This window comes from Pseudomonas sp. BJa3, assembly GCF_026343815.1.
Taxonomy (GTDB): domain Bacteria; phylum Pseudomonadota; class Gammaproteobacteria; order Pseudomonadales; family Pseudomonadaceae; genus Aquipseudomonas; species Aquipseudomonas soli.
On sequence record NZ_JAOXMC010000032.1, the window covers coordinates 1 to 20,017 of the forward strand.

At 62.3% G+C, this 20,017-nt stretch carries 33 protein-coding genes; 22 read left to right on the forward strand and 11 right to left on the reverse strand.

The window, feature by feature from the left end; genetic code table 11:
- Positions 1-208: 208 nt before the first annotated feature.
- The 11 genes from OH705_RS25910 to OH705_RS25960 form a co-directional block, all read right to left on the reverse strand.
- A complete protein-coding gene (locus OH705_RS25910) occupies positions 209-403 on the reverse strand; it encodes a hypothetical protein (protein WP_267303295.1) in 195 nt (64 codons plus the stop codon).
- Between the two features lie 118 nt (positions 404-521).
- Positions 522-920, reverse strand: coding sequence for a hypothetical protein (locus OH705_RS25915; RefSeq protein WP_267303296.1), 399 nt, complete (start codon positions 918-920; stop codon positions 522-524).
- Positions 921-927: 7 nt separating this feature from the next.
- Positions 928-1,545 (reverse strand): lambda exonuclease family protein, encoded by a 618-nt coding sequence (locus tag OH705_RS25920; protein ID WP_267303297.1) that lies wholly within the window; start codon positions 1,543-1,545, stop codon positions 928-930.
- Positions 1,529-2,284, reverse strand: coding sequence for an ERF family protein (locus OH705_RS25925; RefSeq protein WP_267303298.1), 756 nt, complete (start codon positions 2,282-2,284; stop codon positions 1,529-1,531). Before OH705_RS25925 ends, OH705_RS25920 begins: the two co-directional genes overlap by 17 nt.
- 268 nt (positions 2,285-2,552) lie before the next feature.
- Positions 2,553-2,729, reverse strand: a complete 177-nt coding sequence (locus OH705_RS25930; RefSeq protein ID WP_201754901.1) for a hypothetical protein — start codon at positions 2,727-2,729, stop codon at positions 2,553-2,555.
- Complete coding sequence (locus OH705_RS25935; RefSeq protein ID WP_267303299.1) at positions 2,726-2,929, reverse strand: hypothetical protein; 204 nt, start codon at positions 2,927-2,929, stop codon at positions 2,726-2,728. The genes OH705_RS25930 and OH705_RS25935 overlap by 4 nt, the downstream gene beginning before the upstream one ends.
- Positions 2,926-3,339: a hypothetical protein gene (locus OH705_RS25940; protein ID WP_267303300.1), complete on the reverse strand. Its 414-nt coding sequence runs from the start codon at positions 3,337-3,339 to the stop codon at positions 2,926-2,928. Before OH705_RS25940 ends, OH705_RS25935 begins: the two co-directional genes overlap by 4 nt.
- A 424-nt stretch (positions 3,340-3,763) precedes the next feature.
- Complete coding sequence (locus tag OH705_RS25945; RefSeq protein ID WP_267303301.1) at positions 3,764-4,012, reverse strand: hypothetical protein; 249 nt, start codon at positions 4,010-4,012, stop codon at positions 3,764-3,766.
- 65 nt (positions 4,013-4,077) lie between these two features.
- Positions 4,078-4,263: a hypothetical protein gene (locus OH705_RS25950; protein ID WP_267303302.1), complete on the reverse strand. Its 186-nt coding sequence runs from the start codon at positions 4,261-4,263 to the stop codon at positions 4,078-4,080.
- Positions 4,264-4,947: 684 nt separating this feature from the next.
- Entirely contained in the window at positions 4,948-5,373 is a 426-nt protein-coding gene (locus OH705_RS25955; protein ID WP_267303303.1) for a hypothetical protein, read from the reverse strand.
- Positions 5,374-5,432: 59 nt separating this feature from the next.
- The gene (locus tag OH705_RS25960) at positions 5,433-6,116 is read right to left on the reverse strand and encodes a LexA family protein (RefSeq protein ID WP_267303304.1); all 684 of its coding nucleotides are present in this window, start codon (positions 6,114-6,116) and stop codon (positions 5,433-5,435) included.
- 98 nt (positions 6,117-6,214) lie between these two features.
- Here OH705_RS25960 and OH705_RS25965 point away from each other — a divergent pair, with 98 nt between their 5' ends.
- From OH705_RS25965 to OH705_RS26070, 22 genes are all read left to right on the forward strand, one after another.
- Positions 6,215-6,439 (forward strand): hypothetical protein, encoded by a 225-nt coding sequence (locus OH705_RS25965; RefSeq protein WP_267303305.1) that lies wholly within the window; start codon positions 6,215-6,217, stop codon positions 6,437-6,439.
- A 29-nt stretch (positions 6,440-6,468) separates the two neighbouring features.
- Positions 6,469-6,678: a hypothetical protein gene (locus tag OH705_RS25970; protein ID WP_182325123.1), complete on the forward strand. Its 210-nt coding sequence runs from the start codon at positions 6,469-6,471 to the stop codon at positions 6,676-6,678.
- An 18-nt stretch (positions 6,679-6,696) separates the two neighbouring features.
- On the forward strand, positions 6,697-6,909 hold the full coding sequence (locus OH705_RS25975; protein WP_182325125.1) for a hypothetical protein: 213 nt from the start codon (positions 6,697-6,699) through the stop codon (positions 6,907-6,909).
- A 179-nt stretch (positions 6,910-7,088) separates the two neighbouring features.
- Complete coding sequence (locus OH705_RS25980) at positions 7,089-7,805, forward strand: Rha family transcriptional regulator (RefSeq protein ID WP_416383594.1); 717 nt, start codon at positions 7,089-7,091, stop codon at positions 7,803-7,805.
- Positions 7,802-8,182 (forward strand): hypothetical protein, encoded by a 381-nt coding sequence (locus tag OH705_RS25985; protein WP_267303307.1) that lies wholly within the window; start codon positions 7,802-7,804, stop codon positions 8,180-8,182. Before OH705_RS25980 ends, OH705_RS25985 begins: the two co-directional genes overlap by 4 nt.
- Complete coding sequence (locus tag OH705_RS25990) at positions 8,179-8,907, forward strand: helix-turn-helix domain-containing protein (RefSeq protein WP_267303308.1); 729 nt, start codon at positions 8,179-8,181, stop codon at positions 8,905-8,907. The genes OH705_RS25985 and OH705_RS25990 overlap by 4 nt, the downstream gene beginning before the upstream one ends.
- Positions 8,904-9,665, forward strand: a complete 762-nt coding sequence (locus OH705_RS25995) for a replication protein P (protein ID WP_267303309.1) — start codon at positions 8,904-8,906, stop codon at positions 9,663-9,665. Before OH705_RS25990 ends, OH705_RS25995 begins: the two co-directional genes overlap by 4 nt.
- An 11-nt stretch (positions 9,666-9,676) precedes the next feature.
- Positions 9,677-9,862 (forward strand): hypothetical protein, encoded by a 186-nt coding sequence (locus OH705_RS26000; RefSeq protein ID WP_267303310.1) that lies wholly within the window; start codon positions 9,677-9,679, stop codon positions 9,860-9,862.
- On the forward strand, positions 9,862-10,158 hold the full coding sequence (locus tag OH705_RS26005; RefSeq protein ID WP_267303311.1) for a hypothetical protein: 297 nt from the start codon (positions 9,862-9,864) through the stop codon (positions 10,156-10,158). The genes OH705_RS26000 and OH705_RS26005 overlap by 1 nt, the downstream gene beginning before the upstream one ends.
- A 99-nt stretch (positions 10,159-10,257) precedes the next feature.
- Positions 10,258-10,728 (forward strand): recombination protein NinB, encoded by a 471-nt coding sequence (locus OH705_RS26010; RefSeq protein WP_267303312.1) that lies wholly within the window; start codon positions 10,258-10,260, stop codon positions 10,726-10,728.
- Positions 10,729-10,819: 91 nt separating this feature from the next.
- The gene (locus OH705_RS26015) at positions 10,820-11,422 is read left to right on the forward strand and encodes a recombination protein NinG (RefSeq protein WP_267303313.1); all 603 of its coding nucleotides are present in this window, start codon (positions 10,820-10,822) and stop codon (positions 11,420-11,422) included.
- Positions 11,419-12,099, forward strand: a complete 681-nt coding sequence (locus tag OH705_RS26020; protein WP_267303314.1) for a hypothetical protein — start codon at positions 11,419-11,421, stop codon at positions 12,097-12,099. The genes OH705_RS26015 and OH705_RS26020 overlap by 4 nt, the downstream gene beginning before the upstream one ends.
- A 138-nt stretch (positions 12,100-12,237) precedes the next feature.
- Complete coding sequence (locus OH705_RS26025; RefSeq protein WP_267303315.1) at positions 12,238-12,501, forward strand: hypothetical protein; 264 nt, start codon at positions 12,238-12,240, stop codon at positions 12,499-12,501.
- Positions 12,502-12,511: 10 nt separating this feature from the next.
- A complete protein-coding gene (locus tag OH705_RS26030; RefSeq protein WP_046854952.1) occupies positions 12,512-12,901 on the forward strand; it encodes a putative holin in 390 nt (129 codons plus the stop codon).
- Positions 12,898-13,200 carry a phage holin family protein gene (locus OH705_RS26035; protein ID WP_023379912.1) on the forward strand — a complete coding sequence of 101 codons (303 nt, stop codon included), beginning with the start codon at positions 12,898-12,900 and terminating at the stop codon, positions 13,198-13,200. Before OH705_RS26030 ends, OH705_RS26035 begins: the two co-directional genes overlap by 4 nt.
- Before the next feature lie 46 nt (positions 13,201-13,246).
- A complete protein-coding gene (locus OH705_RS26040) occupies positions 13,247-13,681 on the forward strand; it encodes a proteasome subunit beta (RefSeq protein ID WP_267303316.1) in 435 nt (144 codons plus the stop codon).
- A 9-nt stretch (positions 13,682-13,690) separates the two neighbouring features.
- Positions 13,691-14,212 carry a hypothetical protein gene (locus OH705_RS26045; protein ID WP_267303317.1) on the forward strand — a complete coding sequence of 174 codons (522 nt, stop codon included), beginning with the start codon at positions 13,691-13,693 and terminating at the stop codon, positions 14,210-14,212.
- Positions 14,213-14,214: 2 nt separating this feature from the next.
- Positions 14,215-15,702, forward strand: a complete 1,488-nt coding sequence (locus OH705_RS26050; protein ID WP_267303318.1) for a terminase — start codon at positions 14,215-14,217, stop codon at positions 15,700-15,702.
- A 7-nt stretch (positions 15,703-15,709) separates the two neighbouring features.
- Positions 15,710-17,164, forward strand: coding sequence for a DUF4055 domain-containing protein (locus OH705_RS26055; protein WP_267303319.1), 1,455 nt, complete (start codon positions 15,710-15,712; stop codon positions 17,162-17,164).
- Positions 17,154-18,197 carry a phage minor head protein gene (locus OH705_RS26060; RefSeq protein ID WP_267303320.1) on the forward strand — a complete coding sequence of 348 codons (1,044 nt, stop codon included), beginning with the start codon at positions 17,154-17,156 and terminating at the stop codon, positions 18,195-18,197. The genes OH705_RS26055 and OH705_RS26060 overlap by 11 nt, the downstream gene beginning before the upstream one ends.
- A 68-nt stretch (positions 18,198-18,265) precedes the next feature.
- Positions 18,266-18,958, forward strand: a complete 693-nt coding sequence (locus tag OH705_RS26065; RefSeq protein ID WP_267303321.1) for a hypothetical protein — start codon at positions 18,266-18,268, stop codon at positions 18,956-18,958.
- 12 nt (positions 18,959-18,970) lie between these two features.
- A complete protein-coding gene (locus tag OH705_RS26070; RefSeq protein WP_267303322.1) occupies positions 18,971-20,002 on the forward strand; it encodes a hypothetical protein in 1,032 nt (343 codons plus the stop codon).
- The last annotated feature ends 15 nt before the right edge of the window (positions 20,003-20,017 follow it).

Sequence of the window (20,017 nt, forward strand, 5' to 3'; positions counted from 1 at the left end):
TCGACCAGACGCCAGGCCAGCCGGCGCAGGTGGTCGGCGCTGTCGTGAACCCGAAGGCTCAACGCGAAGGCCAGGGCCACCTCGTCAGGCCGGTACTGGCCGCCGCTGCGGGTGTTGTACAGCTTTCGCACCGGCTTGCGCATCGATGCGTCGAATGGGTTTGCCATGCTCGACCTCCTGCAGGCCGCTTGGTGGGATGTTGAACTGCTCACGCCGCCTTGTTCTTTGCAGCGCGCTTCGGATTTTTCTGCTCAATCTCAAGGTCCATGTCGTTCCAGCCGGCTAGGAACCAGGATCCGTGGAACGTGTGAGAGGCGAATGGGTTGGCCATCTTGCCGCCACCGTTGCGGCGGCATTCCCGGCCGAGGTAGTAAACGCTGGGGTGATCGCCGTGATCGCTCATGGCCTACTCCTGGCGCCGTTGAACGGGGAAGTCGATATCGAACAGGTCGAGGATCCGCACAAGCCGACAGTTGCCGATTCCCAGCTCGGATATGGTCCGGCATCTGGACTTGCCGGCGTCACGCAGGGCAATGATTTTGTCGGCCAGGTCGCGGTCCTCCTTGCTGGGCTCGGCCTTCGCCTTCACTGGCCTGGCCGGCTTCGGCGGGCTGAAGAACCTGAATCCTCCCCGCGCCGCTACCCCCCCACAGAGCGGTCTTGGTTTCGCCCAGGAGCTTGGCCACTTCACCGCAGGTCATGGTCTTGGCGAGCTCTGCAATCTGCGCGGCGCGGGCCTGGGCGCGGTGTTTGCGCTCGCCGCCGGGCTCCTGCTTGACTGGCTTGGCCCGCTTCGGCTTCGGCTCAGGGTGATGGCGCTGGCGGAATGGGACGTACTGGAAGCCCTCCAGCACAATTATCCGGCCGCCAGACGAGAAGAAGGCAGCCTTTGCTGCCTCCAGGTCGATTGATTGGTTCATGCTCACCTCATGCTGCGATTCCGAGCACGCGATTCATGCGCTCGTCGAGGATTTCGTAGAAGGTTTTCACGCGCTCCGAGAGCTTGCGGATCATCGCCTCGTCGCGGTAGGCACGCTTCACGAACAGCGGCATGCCCGGCCAGTAGCAGATGAAGTCGATCCACTCGCGCTCGGATACCCAGAGGCCACCCTGGCACTGGGCAACGTGCTCCTTGGGGATTTCGCCGCCCAGGATCACGTCCACCTGCAGCTTCGGTAGCTTGGTCTTGATCTCGGTCAGACCTTTGTCGCCGACCAAGGCGTCTGGCGAGTAGCCGATGCCGTGGTTGAGGATGATCCCCACTTGGTGGGTCTGGACATCCTCGCGGTCGCAGTACAGGCCCCGGGCGGTGCCTTCCAGTTCGTGGCCGCGCTCGGTGTGTCGGTTTCCGGTGAACGGGTCGGCCGCCTCGCCGGTAATGCGCTCACCGATCAGGGTGTTCATGTAGGTGAAGGCGCCGGCGCCGAAGCCAGCCTCGCCCTTGCCGTTCACCAGCAGGCAGTCCAGCTCGCTGCAGGTGATGATGCCAAGGCGGAGGTCCAGCCAGGCCTGAGTGCCTTGCTCAACGTCACTGACTATCTGCATTTGCGGCCTCCGCGGCCTTGATGGCCTTGTTCAGTTGCGCGACCAGGATGTCGTGGCGGCCCTTCGGCACGCACTCGGCAGAGCCGTATTCGCCGATGAACCAGTCGCGGGTCTTCTGCGTGCTGCGGTCGAGGAGGGCGGTGATGCCGGCCACCTGCGCGCTGGTGACGTTGGCTGTAGGGACAGCGGCGTGGCCGTCGTCGTCCTCGCCACGGGTGGTCAGGTTGAGCAGGGCGCTCATGACGTAGCGCTTGCCGTAGCTGGTGGACGAACCGACTGCCTGGACAGCGTTCTTGCTTCCGCTGGTGTCGAGCGGCAGGAGCATGGTGGTGCTCTCGCGGTGCCCGGACCTGTGCATCAGGATGCCGGTGACGCTCAAGCCGCCTGGGGTGTTCTCGACCTTGAAGGTGATGGCGAAGCCGTGTGCCTGCATGATCGGCTTGATGACATCGTTGATATCTTCGAAGGTGGCGTAGTCGCTGCGCTTCTGGCCGTTCACCACGATGGCGCCGCGTTCGGCGATGCTCGGGATATCGCTCTGCATGGCTGCCATAGCGGCGTTGAACTCGGCTTCAGCGTCGCGAGCCTGCATGCGCTCATGCATCGCCATCAGGCGCTCCATCTTGTCGATGTCGCAGGCTGGATCGGCGGCGGCGCGGCTGATTACCTGAAGAATGGTTGCTGATTCGCCCACGAGTGCGGGCTCCTGGTCATGGTCAACGCGGGCGACGGATTTCATTTTGAACCTCGATATGGAATGGAAGTGCCAGGTCACCCAGGCACGGAGGTGCGCTCCAGGCCCTGGCTGCGGTGGATGGTTGCGCGCTCTCGCCGCTTACGCTCCCGGGTGGGTCCGGTTATCCCCTAGGGGCCCGCCGGGCTCGGGTGCGTTGTTCAGGAAGTGATGCTGCCGGCCAGTGCGCTGGCAAGCATGAAGAAGGTGCAGGCGAAGAGCATGGAGAAGGAGCCGCGCCAGATGACCAGGCGCCGGGCGCGCTGGTAGCTGGTCATTGGCAAGGCCTCACCCTGGCGATTGGCCGGCGCTTCAGCCAGTCGGCCTTGATCGGGTAGGGCAGATCGGCCACACGCATACCAACCGGGAACTGGACGGTACCGCGCACCTGGGCGGCCTTCGCTTCTTCGATTTGCTCGTCTATCAGCGTCTTTACGATCGGGGTGGTCATGCAGCCTCCTTGCGCCGTACGGCAATCCGCCGAATGCGCTCGCAGTAGTGTTTGAACTCGTTGGAGTCGATGGCCAGGAGTGAGAAGTAGGCCACCGCCAGGGTTTCGGCCTTGGCTTCTTCGACAGGGCCCGCGCTTGGCAGCAGCATCGTTTCAATGGCGGCCTCGATGGCGCTGACCGCTACGCTGTGCTGGTTCATTCCGCCTCCTCGGCCCGGGCCAAAACTCCTTCTGCCGCGAATGGGATCAGCAGCGTGCGCGCGATTTCCTGCAGCGCGGATTCCGGGTTTGGCACGCACATGATCTCGTCGGCAGTAGATGCCGCTTCGCTGATCGACTTGCAGCGCGCCGCCAGGACCAGGCGGCCAAGCACCGAACCGCTGATGCCGGACTGACCGATCTGACCCATAACGAACTCATCCACCGCCTGGGCGAAGCGCTCATAGGTGACGCCCTGCTTCGGGCGCATGCGGCGCTGGAACACGAAGTCTCGGCGCGCCATCAGCTCAGCGATGCCGTCGTCGATCCAGAGCTCCTCCGGCGAGCTTTCACTCACCGCCGGCGGCATCCGGTTGTCGTACTCAAACTGTGCTGCTCGAAGTGCGCCCATGGTCGCCTCCAGGTGGTGGGTTACTCGGTGGGTGAAGCGTGAAAGCCCGAGGATTTCCCGGGCTTTCATCAAGGGTGTTGCTATCTGAGGCAGTGCCGAGTTGGAAGGCCTCGGCGCGCTGTCCTGTTACATGGCGAATCCTCCAGTGATCGCACGCTGGAATCGCAGCGGCACTCAAGAAGGGGATGCGGGATGCATCGGGGTGTGATCTGCGCGGAAGGCAAGTCCCGCTTTGCGCCTAAGAGTGCGCCCCCTCAAGCCACGCTCCGGTGATTGCTCACTGCCTGGTCGTGGTCTCGCTTTCTTCCCGAGGTTGCGAACCCTCGTGTCTCGGCTAGGTGCCAGCGCCTTAATGTCTGCTGGCGGTTTCAGATCACACTCCGATGCACCCTGCGATGGGGAGCAGGGCATCGGGCAGTTAACGTCAGGCGGACGTGGCGCTGGTTGTCCTTGCAAAGACTTCAAGTTCTTCCATGTATTCGGGGTTGCCCAGATCCGCGCTATTCGTGGTCATGCCGTGCTCGCAGATCAGGCGCAGGCATTCACGACTGCCAGTCTCAAGCACCAGGCGTTCATGTTTGCCGAAATGGGTGAACTGACCGGATGCCAGATCAGCTAAGCGTTTCTCGTGGTGCAGTCGATCGTAGTGCCGCTGCTTCTGATGAGTTGGCATCGTATGCCCTCCAGGGCGGTTGATTTCCCGTCTGGCCCTGTCGCCAAGGCCAGCCAGTGACGTCGTCATGCCGCAGCTTTGCAGTCAGCAGCTGTCATTCGCTGCCCGTCTGCCAGCTCGACCACGCACACGCCGTTGCGGTAGCCGCGCTCCGTGTTGAGTCGGTTGGCCTCGCGGATGCAGGCGGCCAGGTCGTTGTTGGTGAACACCTCCAGCTCGCCGCGCAAGGTGATGCGAAGGACTTTGTTCATCCTGTGTTCCTCCAGTGGATTCCCGATGCCGCCTCATCGAAGCGGCATCAGTGAATCGTTCTGTGCTGCTTGCGGGGCTACGCCTTAACCCGCTTCCCGATATTGCCTACGGTTTTGGTGGGTAGCGCCCCGCAGGGGCCCGCCGTTGCCCAGCTATCACCTCAAGCTGGCTTGGTACTGCACCGCGACCCGCTACTGGCGTCGGTCGCTGGCTCAAATCGTTCTTGCTGGACACTCACCGCGCCGCCGGTTACCGGTGGGCGCCGCTCGCTTCCTCCCTACTACCGCCGGGGTGGCGGGGCGCATTGCATGCCCGGGTCGTTCTCTCGGTTAAGGCGTTTCACCTTCGTCAGCCGTCCAGGGTTCTCCCTGTCGTGGGCAGCCTTTCGGGGCTGTCTGGCGCCGGTCGCCGGTAGAGGCAATGCGGTCTGTTCACCAGTTCCAGAGCTGGCATGGGGATCGAATTTATTGCTCGCGCTGTGCCGTTGCCGGGATCGATCCGCGAGGTTCCCATCGATGTGAAAGAGCGGTGAGGCTTGAGGGCCTCCCGAGGGGCTGTGTAGCGCCTCGGTGTAAGGCGAACATTAGGCATTCCTTCTTTTTTCGTCAATAGGTATTCCTAATTATTTTCTTGGGCCAACAAAAAAGCCCGCGCTTGGCGGGCTTGGTATGTCATGCAGGTGGCTACATAGAATCGACCTGTGCCTTCAGTCTGTTTGCTGAAAGCTCATACTGGCGCTCATAGGCATCGTGGTCGTCGTCAATGAGGTGGTCCAGATAGCTGAGCCATGAAACATACATCTCAGCAAGCTCTGGCTTCAGCGAAGGCAGTCTATCAACCTCGGCCTTATACAAAGCCTTCCCTTTGTTCTTGGCGTCATCTACGCAATTCCTGACCACCTCAAGGCGCTTATGGAAGGCTTCGGACCACCGCTTGCTGCCTTCGCCATACTTTCTTTCGGCAGCCCGGACTTCCGTCTCCTGGTACATGGCGTCAAGCCTGCAAACCGCAGGAAGTCCGGTCATTTTTTCGATAAAGGTAGGCTCCGCCACGGTGATGGATGACCAAAGTGTCGAGGTGATTATGGTGGCGAGCAGGGCTTTGCGCATCGTGGCTCTTCCTGAGAAATGGCTGTAGTTGCGATTGATGGAATTCGGACGAACGCTTCCTAGAGGAAAACCGATTTTGGCATTTTCCCGTCGACTACCGTGCCAACGATCTCCCAGCTGTCGTCGACTGCTCGGGTTGGATAGGCCTGGTTCAAGGGCTTCAGGTAAAGCTCTCCAGCATCACGCACCAGCTGCTTGAACGTCGCCTCGTTGGTGCTGACCATCCTGGCCACCACGAACTGACCTGAGCGCGGTTCAATATCTGGAGCTACCAAGATCAAGAACCCCTCGGGGAATGACGGCGTGCCGGAGGATGCAGTCATTGAATCCCCGGTCACCCTGAGCCAAAACGCATCCTCCCCAGCCCACACGTCAGAGAGGTGCTGATGGCACAACGCGATATTACCCACCTCAACAGCCTCCCTAGCACTCCCGGCCTGTACCCAGCTTATTTCTGGGTATGAGAAGGACCTTGTTGGCTGTAGCGCCGCCTCCACGTTCGATTCTTCAGGGGTATGAGGCAGCTTATGTTTGGGCCCGCGCCCGGTTGCCAGCCACTTGGGCGTAACCCCAAGGAAGTCGGCGGCAAGAAGCAGATTTTGCCCCTCGATGGTTTTGGTTTTTCCAGACAGCCAGTCATTCACCGATGGCGGCTTGATTCCGCACGCCCGCGCTAATGCGGCCTGCGAAATTTTCGGGGGCCCGTCCAGGATCTGCCGTAAACGTTCTTGAAGTGTGCTCATTAGGGGAGCCTAACACTAGGCATCTAAGGTATTCCTATTGACCTGCTTGGAAGGTATGCCTAATATCTCGCTTAAGATTCCAGCCGGAGAAACCAGGCATGAACCCCAGCGCAATTATCGAAGCCCTGGGCGGGACATTTCGCGTAGCCGAGCTGTGCGAGGTGCGCCCGCCGTCGGTGAGCGATTGGAAAAAGCACGGCATTCCTCGTGCCCGAATGATGTTCCTGCGCATCGCGCGCCCAGAAGTCTTCGAGGCTCTCGAGGAGCAGGCATTGAAAGACTCTTCTCCATGCAGCTCCTCCGCAAAGAAAACCGCCGCCTAACCACTTTTCAAACACAAGGAAATCCCTGAATGCACCTGGACCCCGCCAACAAACGAAGCGAAGTGATCAAGTCGCGATGGAAGCCGGAGGACGTCAGGAAGCTGCGCATGGAGGCTCGAATGGCCGGCATGCAGCTCGCCACCTATGTCCACGAACTGGCGAATCTCGGTCGCCGCTTGGGCGCGGCTGATCTTCTCCGCGAACTGAACGGCGCCGCGCAACAGGATAAGTCGGCCTGAAGCCCCTATGGAGGGCCTATGCCTGAAAACGCCTTCGAATTGCTGCCTGTGCAGGTGAAGGCTGAGGTGCGTGCGCTGGCTGCAGACCTTGGCTGGAGCCTGGGCCGGGCGACCGACGAGTACTTGGAAATGAGTCGGTCCCTGGCTGTGCAGGAGCAATTGAGACAGATGAGACACAAGGCCCCTGTGCTGGGGCTGGTTGGACACAAAAAGGGCCTCGATAGCACCTGATTGTGGAAACACAGAGGCCCTCTTTTGGGCTTCTTACAGGCACAAAAAAGCCGGGATTCCGGCCCGGCTCTCTGCAACACAAAACACTGAGGTGAATTATGCATATGCAGACCCCGATTGTACAGGGCTTGTCAACAGTCGCGCCACAAAATTCCAGCCACGATTTCGTGGCGCGCACGATGTCGACGCGAGAAATCGCCGATCTGACCAACAAAAGCCACGACAACGTCATGCGCGATGCTCGGCGCCTAGTGGCTGAGGGTGTCCTCAGATCTGAGGAGACCCCATACGTCCATCCGCAGAACGGCCAGTCGTACCCTGAGTTCCTCTTGAGCCAGCGAGACTGCCTGGTCCTGGTGTCTGGCTACAACGCCAAACTGCGCGCCAAGATCATTGACCGCTGGCAGGAGCTGGAAGCTCGTGCTGCAGCACCGGCGCCCGCCGACCTCAGCAAGCTGGAAATCCTCCAGATGGCCCTTGAGTCGGAGAAAGCCCGCGTCCTGCTCACCGTCCAGGTCGAGGCTCAGGCCAAGAAGATTGACCACCTGGAGAACCTGTTCAAGGAAGGCATGAGCCATGTCCAGTTCTGCAAGGGCCTCAATGGGGTCAACGTGATGCAGGTTGGCCACTTCCTCGAAGGCCGCAACTGGCTCTACAACGAGAGCAAGTCCGGTACCCGGTACCGCGTCGCCGCCTACGCCCGCGACAAGTACATGACCGAGCATCAGCAGACCATCACCCCGCACGGCAAAGAGGCGTTCATCAGCTACACGCCGATCCTGCTGCGCAAGGGCGCCGTGCGCCTGTACGAGCTCTACCTGGCCGACGAGCTGCCCATGAAGAAGAACTGGGACGGCCTGCACACCCACGACAAGGCCGTGCGGGGTGCAGCATGAGCGTCGACAAAGAAAAACTGAGGGCGCTGTGCCTAGAGGTAAAGGCCGACTCAATGATCCACAGCCGAATTCGACTGGCGCTGAAATTCGACGAGGTCCTGGCCCTGATCGACGAGGTTGAACGGCTTGAGAAATTCGAGGATTGGTTTGTCCGTCTTGATCAGGCCGATCAAGCGCTATCGGCTTCCTTCAAGGCTGAGAGAGACCTGCTCAAACTAGAAATCTATGCGCTGCGCCAAGATGCACAGCGCTATCGCTGGCTGCGGGAAAAGCAGACGTTCATCTGGCTGATTCAGGACTGGTTCCCCAGCGACGCCGTATTGACCGATGTGGATGCAGAGATCGACGCAGCCATGGCCAAGGAGCGTGCCCAGTGAGCATGGAACTGATGGTCAAGGCCATGAAGACCAAGGTCGGCAATCCGCTGCGCAAGCTGGTGCTCATCAAGCTGGCCGACAACGCCAACGACATGGGCGAATGCTGGCCGTCGTATCAGCACATTGCTGACCAATGCGAGATCGGGCGCTCGACGGTAAAGGTGCACATCCGAGAACTGGAAAAGTCCGGCCTGCTGCGCCGTGAGTTTCGCCGCAAGGGAGAGCTGAACCAGTCGAACGTGTTCCACCTGGCACTTGAGGGTGGGGCAGCTCCTGCCCTAGGGGGTGGGGCAGGAGATAACCCACCTGGGGCAGGAGATAACCCAGGGGGTGGGGCAGGAGCTGCCCCCAGAACCAGTCACTCTTTTGAACCAGTCACTGAACCAGTGGGGCAGAAGGTCGCTGACGCTCCCTCGGCGAAGAAGAAGGCTGCGAAGTTCGACCCGATGACCTGCAAACCCACCAATGTGAGCGAGCAGGTCTGGGCTGACTGGTGCCAGCACCGCCGCGAGATCGGCAAGCGCCTGACCAAGACCACCTGCGAGCGCCAAGCCAAGACCCTGGCCGGCCACCACGCGCCCGACGCCGTGATCAACCAGTCGATCAGCAACGGCTGGACCGGCCTGTTCCCGGAGAAGGTGCTGCCTGGTGCCCAGCAGGGCCAGCGCCGCAGCGGCCCCGACTTCGACGACACCACTTGGGCAAACGACCTGGGGGCCTTATGAGTGCACAACCGAAACTGCGCAGCGTGACGCAGATCATGGCCACGGCCCGCAATCTGCCCGCCGAGGTTCATGCCCCGGCCAAGCAGCTCGACCCGGGCACCACCGAAGTGGTCAACGCCCTGTTCAAGGAGCTGCAGGCCATCTTTCCGGCGTGGAAGCAGGCGTGGCCGGATGACGAGGCCCTGAAGGCTGCCAAGCGCAGCTGGATCAAGTCCTTCGTCGCCGCGGGCATCAACACGCTCGAGCAGATCCGCTTCGGCATCCAGAAGTGCCGGGTGCTGGGTACCGACTTCGCCCCGAGCAGCGGCAAGTTCATCAAGCTGTGCCAGCCGACTCCGGAGGAGATGGGTATTCCGCCGCTTGCGCGGGCCCTGGCAGAGGCTCTGGAGAACTTCCATCCCAGCAGGGCAGGGTCACGCGTTTGGACGCATGCAGCGGTGCGCCACGCGGCCCTGCAATGCGAAGCGCAGAACCTGGGATCGATGGAGGTGGAGCGGGCCGAGAAGGTCTTCGCCCGGGCCTACGACATCACGATCCGCATGCTGGTCGCCGGAGAGCCTCTGGGTGATATCGCCACCGGCATCGGCCACGACAGCCAGAAGGGCCTGGCCGAGCTGGCAGACGAGTACGCCGCCCAGCGCCAGGTACGGCTGCTGGAGATCCAGCAGATCCCAACCAGCGCCGCTCAGTGTCGCGCCAGCCTGCTGGCCAAGTTGAACATCAAGCGCGCCGGGCAGCCGGCCGGGGAGGGGGTGTGATGCGGTCGTACATGAAGGCCTTGTTGTTCATTGCCGTCTTCATGGCGGCTGGAGCCGGTTTTGCTGAATGGTTTGTCTTCGTTCTCAAGCTGGACCTGGGTGTTGCGGGCGGCTTTGTGCTGGGGATGGCGCCAATTGCGCTGCTGGGAGCGATTCCGTTCAGGAAGCTATTTGCAGACCGCAAGGAGAATCACTGATGGACACCAACAAGATGCGCGAGCAGTTCATCGAAGCATACCGTCGGCTTCTCGTTGCCGAAGGCATGATGATTCAAGAAAGTCGCTTCGAGCTGCGTGATGGCGAATTCGTCCACCGCGAGACAGCTATTGCTTGGTGGGCCTGGCAGGCCTCCCGCGTGGCCGTGGTGGTGGAGCTGCCTGCGCTCGGCCAGCCTGATGGCGACTATGACGCTTCGTGGCACCACACCCGAAACGGAACGATTGACGCCTGCAAGCGGGCCATCGAGGCCCAGGGCCTGAAGGTGGCGCCATGAAGACCGCCATGACCGTAATCCTGCTGCTTGCTCTGTCCGGATGCCAGGTCTGCTGTGACGCCCAGGGCGAGAGCTGCGCGGCGCGCTGTGAGGTGGCCCATGACTGAGAAGATCAGCGTCAACAGCCAAGCCAAGCTCTCCGAGGCCGTGACCATGCTCAACCGCCTGTTCCGCGACAAGAAGTTCGTCGTGGTCACCATGCGCCCGGGAAAGGACCGCACCCTGGACCAGAACGCCCTGTGGTGGGCGATGTACGACCGGATCGCCAAGAGCACCGAGATGGGCGAAATCGAGGACGTGCGCCGGTACTGCAAGCTGCATTTCGGTGTTCCGATCATGCGTGCCGGCTGCGAGGAGTTCCGCACCGGCTGGGCCGAGTCGTTCATCCACCTGGACTACGAGGTGAAGCTGCGCCTGATGGGGCCGTGCGCGATGTTCGGGCCGGATGGCTTCCCGGTCACCCGTCTGTTCGATCGGGCCCAGGGCTGCCAGTACACCGACCGCATCGTGGCCGAGTTCGCGCCGCAGGGTGTGGTCTTCACCGATCTGCTGAGCGAGGAGGCGGCATGATCTGGATTATCGCCCTGATTTTGGCGCTCACCGGTGAACCCTTCGCCGCAGTCATCGCCTGCATGATTGGTCTGCTTATGGGGGGCAAGTAATGCTCGCCAAGGAGATCAAACCGAAAAAGTGCAAGGCGCCGGGCTGCGGCAAGCACTTCAAGCCGTCCATGACCACGCAGAAGGTGTGCAGCATCGCCTGTGCCAAGGCCATGGCCAAGGACCCAAAACTTCAGAAAATCGCGGCCAAGGCTATCACCAAGCAGAAGCGCCAGGACCTGCAGGATCGCCGGGAGAAGCTGAAGACTCGCCGCGAGCACATGGCCGAGGCGCAGACCGCGTTCAACGCCTACATCCGCGAGCGCGACGCCGGCCTGCCGTGCATCAGTTGCGACTCGAGCCCGAGCGATCACGACCTCATCACCGGCAGCCGCTGGGACGCTGGCCACTACCGGTCGGTCGGCGCTTGCCCGGAGCTGAGGTTCGAGCCACTCAACGTCCACCGCCAGTGCGTGAAGTGCAACCGGAACCTGTCGGGCAACGCGGTCGAGTACCGCATCCGCTTGGTGAAACGCATCGGCGCCGACCAGGTGGAATTCCTCGAAGGGCCTCATAAGCCCCAGCGCCTGACCATCGAAGACCTGCAGGCCATCAAGGCGCTGTACAGGCAAAAACTCAAAGACCTGCGGAGGGCTGCAGCATGAACTACCACAACGTCATTTCCGCGGTGGTGCGTGCACTCGCCGCCGAGACAATCAACAGCGCCGGCGGCTGCGACTTCGAGCCGAAGGTCCAGATGGCCAAGCAGAAGGGCGAGATCTCCGGCAAGGATGCCGCTTTGCTGGCTGACTGCATCGTGCACAAGCTGCTGCACGCCCAGCTCAGCCCGCGACACTGGAATGCCCTGGTGGCGAAGTACAGCACGCACCGAGGGCGGAAAATCGATTCCATTGGGCGCCTGGTGGCCGTGGTGGAAAGTCCGGCGCCGCTCCGGTTCACCCAACAGGCGGTGCTGACCTGGGCTGTGCCGCAGCAGTGCAAGGGCATTGCCCGCAGGGTTACCCAGGCAAAGGCGCCGGAGCCGCGCGAGAACAAAAGGGAACGGCAGTGGGATTGGCGTAACAAGGCGGCTGCCGAATCAGTAGCGCGCGCGAATAAGCATGCCCGAGCCTTGGCCGAGTCGAAACCGGGCGAGATGATCGTTCTTGCCGAGTCGAACTACGACATGACCACATGGGATTCGCAGGGACTCACCGAGCGCACCTACCAGCGCTGGAGCAAGGCGATCCGTGACAACCTGGAGTCGATGGTGGACGAGGCCCTGGTCGAGGCCCAGCACATGCTGGAGGCGGTTGGCGTGCTGTCCGGCGAGGCTGCATGAAAAGGCCCTCAAAAGTGCTTGCAATATCATGTCGGCATGTCGTAAATTTGCTCCATCCTGTCATTCCTGCGCGTGTTGAGGAGTGACGCACAGAGCCCGGCCATCGTGTCGGGCTTTTTGTTGCCCGTAGGAAAGCGCATGAAGCCATCAACCGCATGGAGCCTCCTGGCATTCGCCATGGCCCTGGCCAGCTACGCCCTTCACCGCGACATCAGCGCCAATGTCTTCCTTGGCTGCGTATTCATCATTCAGGGCCTCAAAAGGCCCGACGGTTCGGCCCAAGAGCGCCGGGCTACATTCCTGGCTGCCGCACTGAGCGCTGGCATCCTCCTTTTCGCGCTATGGGTGCTCGCCACCGGTCTCGACATCCGCGGCCCGGCGCCATTCCGCCACAAACACTAAGGGACTGAACATGGCCGATGCCGCTACCCCAGCAGCTTGCACGGTTGTAGGGTTGGGCGGCATTGCCCTCGCAAGCTGCCTCCCCACGATCGACCTCAACGCTGTTGTCTGCGCCTTCGGTGGCGCGCTGCTCTTCATCCTCTGGGCGAAGGACATCAACCTGTGGCAGCGCCTCGGGTACTTGCTCGTCGGCTGGATCGGCGGTTACTACGGCTCTGCTGAGATCCTGGCCCAGGCCTGGACGAAGACCAGCGGAATCGCCGCCTTCGCCTGCGGCCTGGCCACGGTCCTGGTGAGCATCAGCGTTCTGGAGTCGTTCAACACCGGCAAACTGCCGAAGTGGGTAACCGAGCTGCCAGCAGCGATTGGCAGCCTGTTCCCCAAGCGAGGGGGCCAATGACCCTAGACCAAACCATCACCCTGGCCCATGCCGGGTTCTGCGGCGGTATCTGCTTCGTCATCGCGTTCATGTACCGGCGGGGCGGCTCGAGCTACAAATTCCTGCCCAGCCTGTGCGCCTTCTGCCTGGCCTCCCTGTTTGGCCAGGAGTGGCTGAGCATCATCGGCGCGATCCTGCTGTACGGGCAGTGGCCGGTCACCTCGGTGCCCAGCACGCTTATCTTCGGGATCCTGTTCATCCTGGCGCTGCGCTCGAAGGGGAATGTGGCCAGGTTGTTCGATCAGTCGCGGCGCAGGTAGCGCGCCACAAAACAGAGGTGCGCCGTTTCGTGGCGCGGAGAACTGCATGACTACCATCGCATACAAGGACGGCGTGATCGCCTGCGACTCCCGCCACACCCGCGGCGGCTCGATCGTCTCGGATGACGTTGTGAAGTGCCAGATCGTTGATGGGGTCAGCTTCTTCCTGTCCGGCGCCGTGTGCGATGAGAAGGCCCTGATTGCGGCCTACATCGGCACTCCGTCGCCGGCGCCTGTCGAGTGCTCCGGCTATGCCGTTGATGGCGGAAGGCTCATCATGGTCGGTCACGACGACAAGACCGGAGTCTGGAAGCAGGACCTCGACCCGGCCAACCCTGACGCTATCGGCAGCGGATCAGCATACGCCCTGGCCGCAATGGATATGGGCGCAAGTGCCGAAGAAGCGGTGCGCGCCGCCATGAAGCGCGACATCTACACCGGCGGCAAGGTTCGTACAGTTCGGATCGCCCGCGACCAGTAAGGAATCACCATGACAGCAAAGCAACCCGACTGGGAGGCGATCGAACGAGCCTACCGGGCCGGGTCGCTTTCGGTTCGTGCCATTGGGGAATCTCAAGGCGTCAACCACGCCACCATCCTCAAGCGAGCGAAGAAGGAGGGGTGGGCGCGCGACCTGACAGAGCAAGTCAGGATAGCGACAAAGCAGAAGGTAACCACATCGGTAACCAGCACCAGTAACCAGCCACCACCGGTTACCGACGCCGATATCATCGACGAGGCATCCAGCCAGGCTGCCTCTGTAGTTCTCGCTCACCGCACTGGATTGGCCAACTGGCGATCGATCGCCGACAAGCTTTCGGTGGCTCTGGCCGAGATGGACGTCAACGAAGAGAACCTGGGCGACTTCTCCAGGGCGCTGAACGCAGGCGTAGATGCTCAGCTCAAGGTCATCAAGGGCGAGCGCCAGGCGTATGGCCTGGACAGCGAGGAAGGCAACAAGACCGTCGACGATCTGGCCGCCTTGATGGATGAACTATCGAAGGATGCCTGACCATGAAGCCCGAGCACCTGAAACTGCTCCGGGATCGGTTCTGGCGCCTGAACAACCTGTACTTCATCACGGACAAGCAGGGCAAGAAGGTCCGCTTCCGCATGACGCAGGAGCAGATCGACTACTTCCAGGGGATGCACACCCGCAACATCATCCTCAAGGCCCGGCAGCTTGGGTTCACCACGCTGGTGTGCATCGTCCAGCTGGATGCCGCGCTGTTCGAGGCTGCCAAATGCGCCCTGATCGCCCACACCCTGAACGACGCCAAACGCCTGTTCCGGGAGAAGATCAAGTACGCCTACGATCACCTGCCCAAGGAGATCCGGGCGGCCAACCCGGCGCGGAACGATGCGGCGGGCGAGCTGGTGTTCAGCAAGGGTGGGTCGCTCTACGTGTCCACCTCCTTCCGGGGCGGCACGCTGCGCTACCTGCACGTTTCCGAGTTCGGGAAAATCTGCGCCAAGTTCCCGCACAAGGCGCGGGAGATCGTCACTGGTGCGTTTGAGGCAGTGGCTGCGGAGTGCTTCGTCACCATCGAATCCACGGCAGAAGGCCGGGCCGGGTACTTCTTCGACTACAGCCAGTCTGCCGAGAAGCAGCAGCTGGCCGGCGTGCCCCTGGGCCTGCTGGACTGGAAGTTCTTCTTCTTCAGCTGGTGGCGCAACCTGCTGTACTGGCTGGACCCGACCGGCGTCGTCATCCCCGACCGCCTGACCAAGTATTTCGACGACCTGACCGCCAAGCACGGCATCGTCACCAACCCAGGCCAGCGCGCCTGGTACGCCGCCAAGGAAAAGACCCTCGGCGACGACATGAAGCGCGAGTACCCGTCGATCCCTGCAGAGGCATTCCAGCAGACGATCGAGGGCGCCTACTACGCCAAGCAGTTCACCAAGCTCTATGCCGCCCAGCGCATCGGCAAGCTGCCTGACAACAGCCACCTGCCGGTGCACACCTTCTGGGACATCGGCGTGGGCGACTCGACGGCTATCTGGTTCGTCCGGATCGTCGGCGAGGAATACCACGTTATCGACTTCTACCAGAACAGCGGGGAAGGCCTGCGGCACTACATGAAGGTGCTCAAAGATCGCGGATACACCTACGGCGAGCACTGGGGGCCCCACGACATCGACAACCGGGAATTTGGTAGCGACGGCAAGACTCGGCGTGAAATCGCGCGAGAGGGCTACGAGATCGACGGCAAGCGCTATTCGATGACCTTCCAGGTGGTGCCGAAGCTAAGCATCGACGAAGGCATTGAGCAGGCGCGGGAGATTCTTCCCCGCTGCGCCTTCGACGAGGCGAAGTGCGAGGAGGGCATCACCGCCCTGGAGAGCTACCGCAAGGAATGGGACGACAAGCGCGGCTGCTGGAAAGACAAGCCGCTCCACGACTGGTCATCCCACCCATCCGATGCCTTCCGCTACTTCGCCGTAGCCAAAACAAAACGCTCCCGAGTCGAGCACATACCAGTCACATTCACGTTCTGAGGCCAGCATGCCGAATTACAGCGCAACCCGGCAGGAGTACAACGACGCTCTGCCGAGCTGGCGCCTGGTCAAGCGATGCGTGGCCGGCGCCCGGGAGGTCAGGAAGTACGACGAATACCTGCCGATGCCAGACCCGACGAATCAGTCGGAGGAGAATCTGGAGCGGTACCGCCAGCTGAAGAAGCGGGCCATGTTCCTCAACGTGACCGGTCGCACCCGCACTGGCCTGCTCGGGGCCGTGTTCCGCAAGACGGCTGAGGTTGAGCTGCCATCTGGCGTGCAGTACCTGCTGGAGAACGCCAGCGGCGACGGTGCGAGCCTGGAGCAGCTGTCCAAAGAGGCGGTTGGCGAGTGCCTGGACACTGGGCGCGGTGGGTTCCTCACCGACTACCCCAAGCTGGAAGGCGAAAGCGGGCGGCCACGCACCGCTGCCGAATCAGCCGGTAAGCAGGCTTGGATTCACCACTACCCGGCCCTGAGCATCATCAACTGGCGCGAGAAGGTCATTGAAGGCCGCAAGCACCTGGTGCTGGTGGTGCTGCATGAGCAGCTCAGCAAGGAGAGCGACGACGGCTTCGAGTTCGAGATCGTCGACCAGTACCGCGCTCTGGTGCTGGAGGATGGCGTCTACAAGCAGCGCCTGTACCGCGATGACATCCCGGACGGCGAGGAGAGCATCCCCACCGACCAGGCCGGCAAGCAGTTCGATCACATCCCGTTCCACTTCTACGGCGCCGAGAACAACGACGCCGCGGTCGACAAGGGTCCGCTGGAAGACATCGCCGACGTGAACATCCTGCACTACGGCAACAGCGCCACGGTAGAGGAGGCCGGGTTCATCAGCTCGCAGCCAACGCTGTTCATGACCAGCAGTATCACCGCCGAGGACTTCGCCAAGTTCAACCCGAGCGGTGTGCATATCGGTTCGCGGCGCGGGATCATGCTCGGCAACACCGGCAGCGCGACAATGCTGCAGGCCAAGGAAACCCAGCTTGCCCTGGAGCTGATGCGCGACAAGCAGGACCAGATGCTGATGATCGGCGCCCGCATCGTCCAGAAGGGCGGCGGTGCCGAGACAGCAGAGGCCGTGCGCATCCGCTACAGCTCGGACAACAGCGTGCTGGGCACCATCGCCGGCAACGTGTCCGAGGCTCTGAAACTGGCCATTCTGGACGCCGAGCGCTTCATGATCGGCCAGCCTGACATGACCGGGACGGTGTTCTGGCTCAATCAGGAGTTCTTCGACGAGGCCATGGATGCCCAGATGATCCTGGCTCAGGTCCAGCTGTGGCAGCAGGGCATCATCGCCAAGCGTGACCTCCGTACCAATCTCCGCCAGGCCGGCACCATCGAGTCGGACCGCACGGACGACGACATCGACGATGACATAGAGGCCCAGCCGCCAGTGACCGGCAGCGATACGGGCAACGAGCCGCCGCCAGGTGAAGACGATGAGCAGTGAAGGCTATCTGGCTGATGCGGCTACCCGCCACCAGGTCTATGTCCAGCGGTACGCCGCCGGCAACCTGAAGCGGGTGGCCAAGTTCATCACCAAGGCCATCAACACGGCCAAGGCTGCCGTACGCGGCGGGCTGAGCGCCTATGGCACGCGCAGGTACACCAGCGAGATCGACGCGCTGCAGCGCGACCTGCAGGGCATCTACAGCGACATGAAAGGCCAGTCCATGCTGGACCTGGGCGAGTTCGCTGGCTACGAGGCCTCGTTCAGCGCCCGCATGCTTGGGCAGGTGGTCACCGCCGTTGTCCAGACGCAGGTGCCGGCCGCCGACCTTGTTGCCGCTGCCGCGCTGGCGGAGCCAATGCAGCTTGAGGCCCGGGCCGGGGTGCAGCGCATCAGCATTGCAGGCGCGCTGGACCAGTTCGGTACGGCGAAGTCCGCGCAGATCGTGGGAGAGATCCAGATCGGCTCTGCCCTGGGCGAGACCAGCCAGCAGATCACCCGGCGCCTGACCAGTATGCACCAGTTGCAGCAGGATCAGGCATCGGCGCTGGTGCGCACCATGACGAACCATGTGGCCAGCACGGCTCGGGCTGAGACGTTCAAGGCCAACGAGGACATCCTGGCCGGCAAGCGACGCATCGCCACGCTGGACGGGCGCACATCGCCGTTCTGCCGCTCGATCGACAACACGGTGGTGCCATTCAGCGCGCCATCGCCGCCGTTCCACTGGAACTGCCGGACATCCGAGATACCGGTGCTCAAGCCTGAGTTCGAGCGGGAGATTCCCGGCTCCGTCAGGCCGGCAGTGGGGGCGGATGGCGCTGAGCAGGTATCGAGCAAGACCACCTACCAGCAGTGGCTCGCCCGCCAGCCTGCCGCGTTCCAGATCGATGTCCTGGGCCCGGCCCGCTACAAGCTGTTCAGCAAGGGCGAGCTGACCCTGGACAAGTTCGTGGACGACAGCGGTCACCAGATCACGCTGGACGAGCTGAGACAGCTTGAACCGCGCGCCTTCGAGCGTGCAGGACTTTGAACAGCCGGCCATGAGCCGGTTTTTTTACGCCCGCGGCTGAGCCAACGGCAAATCATCCGGGGGATGACATGAAATACCTGATCGACAAAGCAGCATTCGACGCGCTCGAGCCATCCATGCAGGCCTTCTACAAGGCCCAGGGCGAAAACTACGTCCTGGCGGTCGAGGGACTGCCCCAGACCGAAGACGTGGAAGGGCTCAAGCGCCAGAACCAGACCCTGCTGGACGAAGCGAAGGAAGCCAAGCGCAAGGCGCGCGAAGCCCAAGAGCAGCTGTCCCAGAAAGAACTGGACGCAGCCAAGGCCCGCGGCGACTACGAGTCGCTGTACACCAGCAGCGAGCAGGCACTGGCCACCGAGCGCCAGAAGCTGGCAGACCTGCAGGCCGGCATCGAGAAGCGCGACCTGACCGGTGCAGCCTCCAAGGTTGCGGCGTTGATCGCTGACGGCCCGAACGCCGAAATCCTGGCCGAATTCCTCGAGCGCCGGCTTCGCATTGTCGATGGCCAGGTACGTGTCACCGATGCCAGCGGGAACCTCACGGTCTCCACGCTGGAAGACCTCGGCAAAGAGTTTCAGAAAGATCCGCGCTACGCCTCCCTGGTGCGCGGCTCTCAAGCCAACGGCGGCGGGGCTGCTGGCGGCGGCGGTGGCGGGGCCACCAAAACGTGGGACCAAATGACCGGCATGGAGCGCGTTGAGCTCCGCCGTAACGACCCCGCCGAGCACGCGCGCCGGAAGGCCGCTGCACAGGCCAAGTAAAGGAAAACAGCAATGCCAACCATCCTCTCCGACGTAGTATTCCGCGACGAGCTGCGCGATTACATGCGCGTCAACACCGTCGAGAAGACCGCGTTCTTCCAGTCGGGCATCCTGGTCAACAACAGCGACATGTCCAGCCTGCTGGCCAGTCCGTCCAACACCTTCACCATCCCATGGTGGGTCGATCTGGACGCGTCCATCGAGTCGAACTACTCGAACGACGTGTACACCGACATCGCCGTGCCGCTGGCGGTGACCAGCGCCGAGATGCAGGCCCGCGCCGCCTACCTCAACGAAGGTTGGGCAGCCATGAGCCTGGTGAAGAACATCACCAACCAAGACCCGCTGGAGTTCGTGGCCAGCCGCCTGACCAGCTACTGGCAGCGCGTGGCCCAGCGCCGCACCATCGCCACTGTCGTGGGCATCTACAACGACAACGTGGCCGACAACGGCGGGGACATGGTGGTGGACGCCGGCGGCCCGATCACCGCTGCTGCTGTCATCCGCGCCCGGGCGACCATGGGCGACTACACCCCGCAGATCGTCACCCCGAACGGCACCAAGGCTCTCAGCGTGATCGCCATGCACTCGGCCGTGTACGCCGAGATGTCGATCCTCAACTTGATCGACTTCACCCCGATCGCAGACCAGGTGCCCGAGTTCGGCCGCTACCAGAACATGCTGGTGGTTATCGATGATGGTCTTCCGGTGATCGGCACCGCGCCTAATCAGAAGTACCTGTCGATCATCTTCGGTCCGGGCGCCATCGGCTACGCCGAGGAGCAGGACGAGGACGACATGGAGTACGACCGTGAGCCGGCCCGCGGCAACGGTGGTGGCGCTGAGACCCTGTGGACCCGTCGCAATTTCGTTGTGCACCCGCTGGGCTACTCGTTCCTTTCGGCGACCATCACCGGCACCCCAGGCACCACCCGCCCGGTATCGGCGAACTGGTCCGACCTGGCCCTGGCCACCAACTGGCAGCGCAAGTGGTCGCGTAAGCAGGTGCCACTGGCGTTCATCACTTCCACTCTGGGCTCGTAAAAGAGCCCTTTCGAG

What these genes read in the sequence shown, in the direction of transcription:
- OH705_RS26015 (WP_267303313.1), top strand. Translation starts at nt 10,820, where the DNA reads ATGCTCGCCAAGGAGATCAAACCGAAAAAGTGCAAGGCGCCGGGCTGC.
- OH705_RS26070 (WP_267303322.1), top strand. Translation starts at nt 18,971, where the DNA reads ATGCCAACCATCCTCTCCGACGTAGTATTCCGCGACGAGCTGCGCGAT.
- OH705_RS26030 (WP_046854952.1), top strand. Translation starts at nt 12,512, where the DNA reads ATGGCCGATGCCGCTACCCCAGCAGCTTGCACGGTTGTAGGGTTGGGC.
- OH705_RS26000 (WP_267303310.1), top strand. Translation starts at nt 9,677, where the DNA reads ATGAAGGCCTTGTTGTTCATTGCCGTCTTCATGGCGGCTGGAGCCGGT.
- OH705_RS25910 (WP_267303295.1), bottom strand. Translation starts at nt 403, where the DNA reads ATGAGCGATCACGGCGATCACCCCAGCGTTTACTACCTCGGCCGGGAA.
- OH705_RS25965 (WP_267303305.1), top strand. Translation starts at nt 6,215, where the DNA reads ATGAACCCCAGCGCAATTATCGAAGCCCTGGGCGGGACATTTCGCGTA.
- OH705_RS25975 (WP_182325125.1), top strand. Translation starts at nt 6,697, where the DNA reads ATGCCTGAAAACGCCTTCGAATTGCTGCCTGTGCAGGTGAAGGCTGAG.
- OH705_RS26035 (WP_023379912.1), top strand. Translation starts at nt 12,898, where the DNA reads ATGACCCTAGACCAAACCATCACCCTGGCCCATGCCGGGTTCTGCGGC.
- OH705_RS26020 (WP_267303314.1), top strand. Translation starts at nt 11,419, where the DNA reads ATGAACTACCACAACGTCATTTCCGCGGTGGTGCGTGCACTCGCCGCC.
- OH705_RS25950 (WP_267303302.1), bottom strand. Translation starts at nt 4,263, where the DNA reads ATGAACAAAGTCCTTCGCATCACCTTGCGCGGCGAGCTGGAGGTGTTC.
- OH705_RS26060 (WP_267303320.1), top strand. Translation starts at nt 17,154, where the DNA reads ATGAGCAGTGAAGGCTATCTGGCTGATGCGGCTACCCGCCACCAGGTC.
- OH705_RS25985 (WP_267303307.1), top strand. Translation starts at nt 7,802, where the DNA reads ATGAGCGTCGACAAAGAAAAACTGAGGGCGCTGTGCCTAGAGGTAAAG.
- OH705_RS25960 (WP_267303304.1), bottom strand. Translation starts at nt 6,116, where the DNA reads ATGAGCACACTTCAAGAACGTTTACGGCAGATCCTGGACGGGCCCCCG.
- OH705_RS26050 (WP_267303318.1), top strand. Translation starts at nt 14,215, where the DNA reads ATGAAGCCCGAGCACCTGAAACTGCTCCGGGATCGGTTCTGGCGCCTG.
- OH705_RS25940 (WP_267303300.1), bottom strand. Translation starts at nt 3,339, where the DNA reads ATGGGCGCACTTCGAGCAGCACAGTTTGAGTACGACAACCGGATGCCG.
- OH705_RS25915 (WP_267303296.1), bottom strand. Translation starts at nt 920, where the DNA reads ATGAACCAATCAATCGACCTGGAGGCAGCAAAGGCTGCCTTCTTCTCG.
- OH705_RS25970 (WP_182325123.1), top strand. Translation starts at nt 6,469, where the DNA reads ATGCACCTGGACCCCGCCAACAAACGAAGCGAAGTGATCAAGTCGCGA.
- OH705_RS25945 (WP_267303301.1), bottom strand. Translation starts at nt 4,012, where the DNA reads ATGCCAACTCATCAGAAGCAGCGGCACTACGATCGACTGCACCACGAG.
- OH705_RS26040 (WP_267303316.1), top strand. Translation starts at nt 13,247, where the DNA reads ATGACTACCATCGCATACAAGGACGGCGTGATCGCCTGCGACTCCCGC.
- OH705_RS26055 (WP_267303319.1), top strand. Translation starts at nt 15,710, where the DNA reads ATGCCGAATTACAGCGCAACCCGGCAGGAGTACAACGACGCTCTGCCG.
- OH705_RS26045 (WP_267303317.1), top strand. Translation starts at nt 13,691, where the DNA reads ATGACAGCAAAGCAACCCGACTGGGAGGCGATCGAACGAGCCTACCGG.
- OH705_RS26010 (WP_267303312.1), top strand. Translation starts at nt 10,258, where the DNA reads ATGACTGAGAAGATCAGCGTCAACAGCCAAGCCAAGCTCTCCGAGGCC.
- OH705_RS25995 (WP_267303309.1), top strand. Translation starts at nt 8,904, where the DNA reads ATGAGTGCACAACCGAAACTGCGCAGCGTGACGCAGATCATGGCCACG.
- OH705_RS25935 (WP_267303299.1), bottom strand. Translation starts at nt 2,929, where the DNA reads ATGAACCAGCACAGCGTAGCGGTCAGCGCCATCGAGGCCGCCATTGAA.
- OH705_RS25955 (WP_267303303.1), bottom strand. Translation starts at nt 5,373, where the DNA reads ATGCGCAAAGCCCTGCTCGCCACCATAATCACCTCGACACTTTGGTCA.
- OH705_RS26065 (WP_267303321.1), top strand. Translation starts at nt 18,266, where the DNA reads ATGAAATACCTGATCGACAAAGCAGCATTCGACGCGCTCGAGCCATCC.
- OH705_RS25920 (WP_267303297.1), bottom strand. Translation starts at nt 1,545, where the DNA reads ATGCAGATAGTCAGTGACGTTGAGCAAGGCACTCAGGCCTGGCTGGAC.
- OH705_RS26025 (WP_267303315.1), top strand. Translation starts at nt 12,238, where the DNA reads ATGAAGCCATCAACCGCATGGAGCCTCCTGGCATTCGCCATGGCCCTG.
- OH705_RS25980 (WP_416383594.1), top strand. Translation starts at nt 7,089, where the DNA reads ATGTCGACGCGAGAAATCGCCGATCTGACCAACAAAAGCCACGACAAC.
- OH705_RS25930 (WP_201754901.1), bottom strand. Translation starts at nt 2,729, where the DNA reads ATGACCACCCCGATCGTAAAGACGCTGATAGACGAGCAAATCGAAGAA.
- OH705_RS26005 (WP_267303311.1), top strand. Translation starts at nt 9,862, where the DNA reads ATGGACACCAACAAGATGCGCGAGCAGTTCATCGAAGCATACCGTCGG.
- OH705_RS25925 (WP_267303298.1), bottom strand. Translation starts at nt 2,284, where the DNA reads ATGAAATCCGTCGCCCGCGTTGACCATGACCAGGAGCCCGCACTCGTG.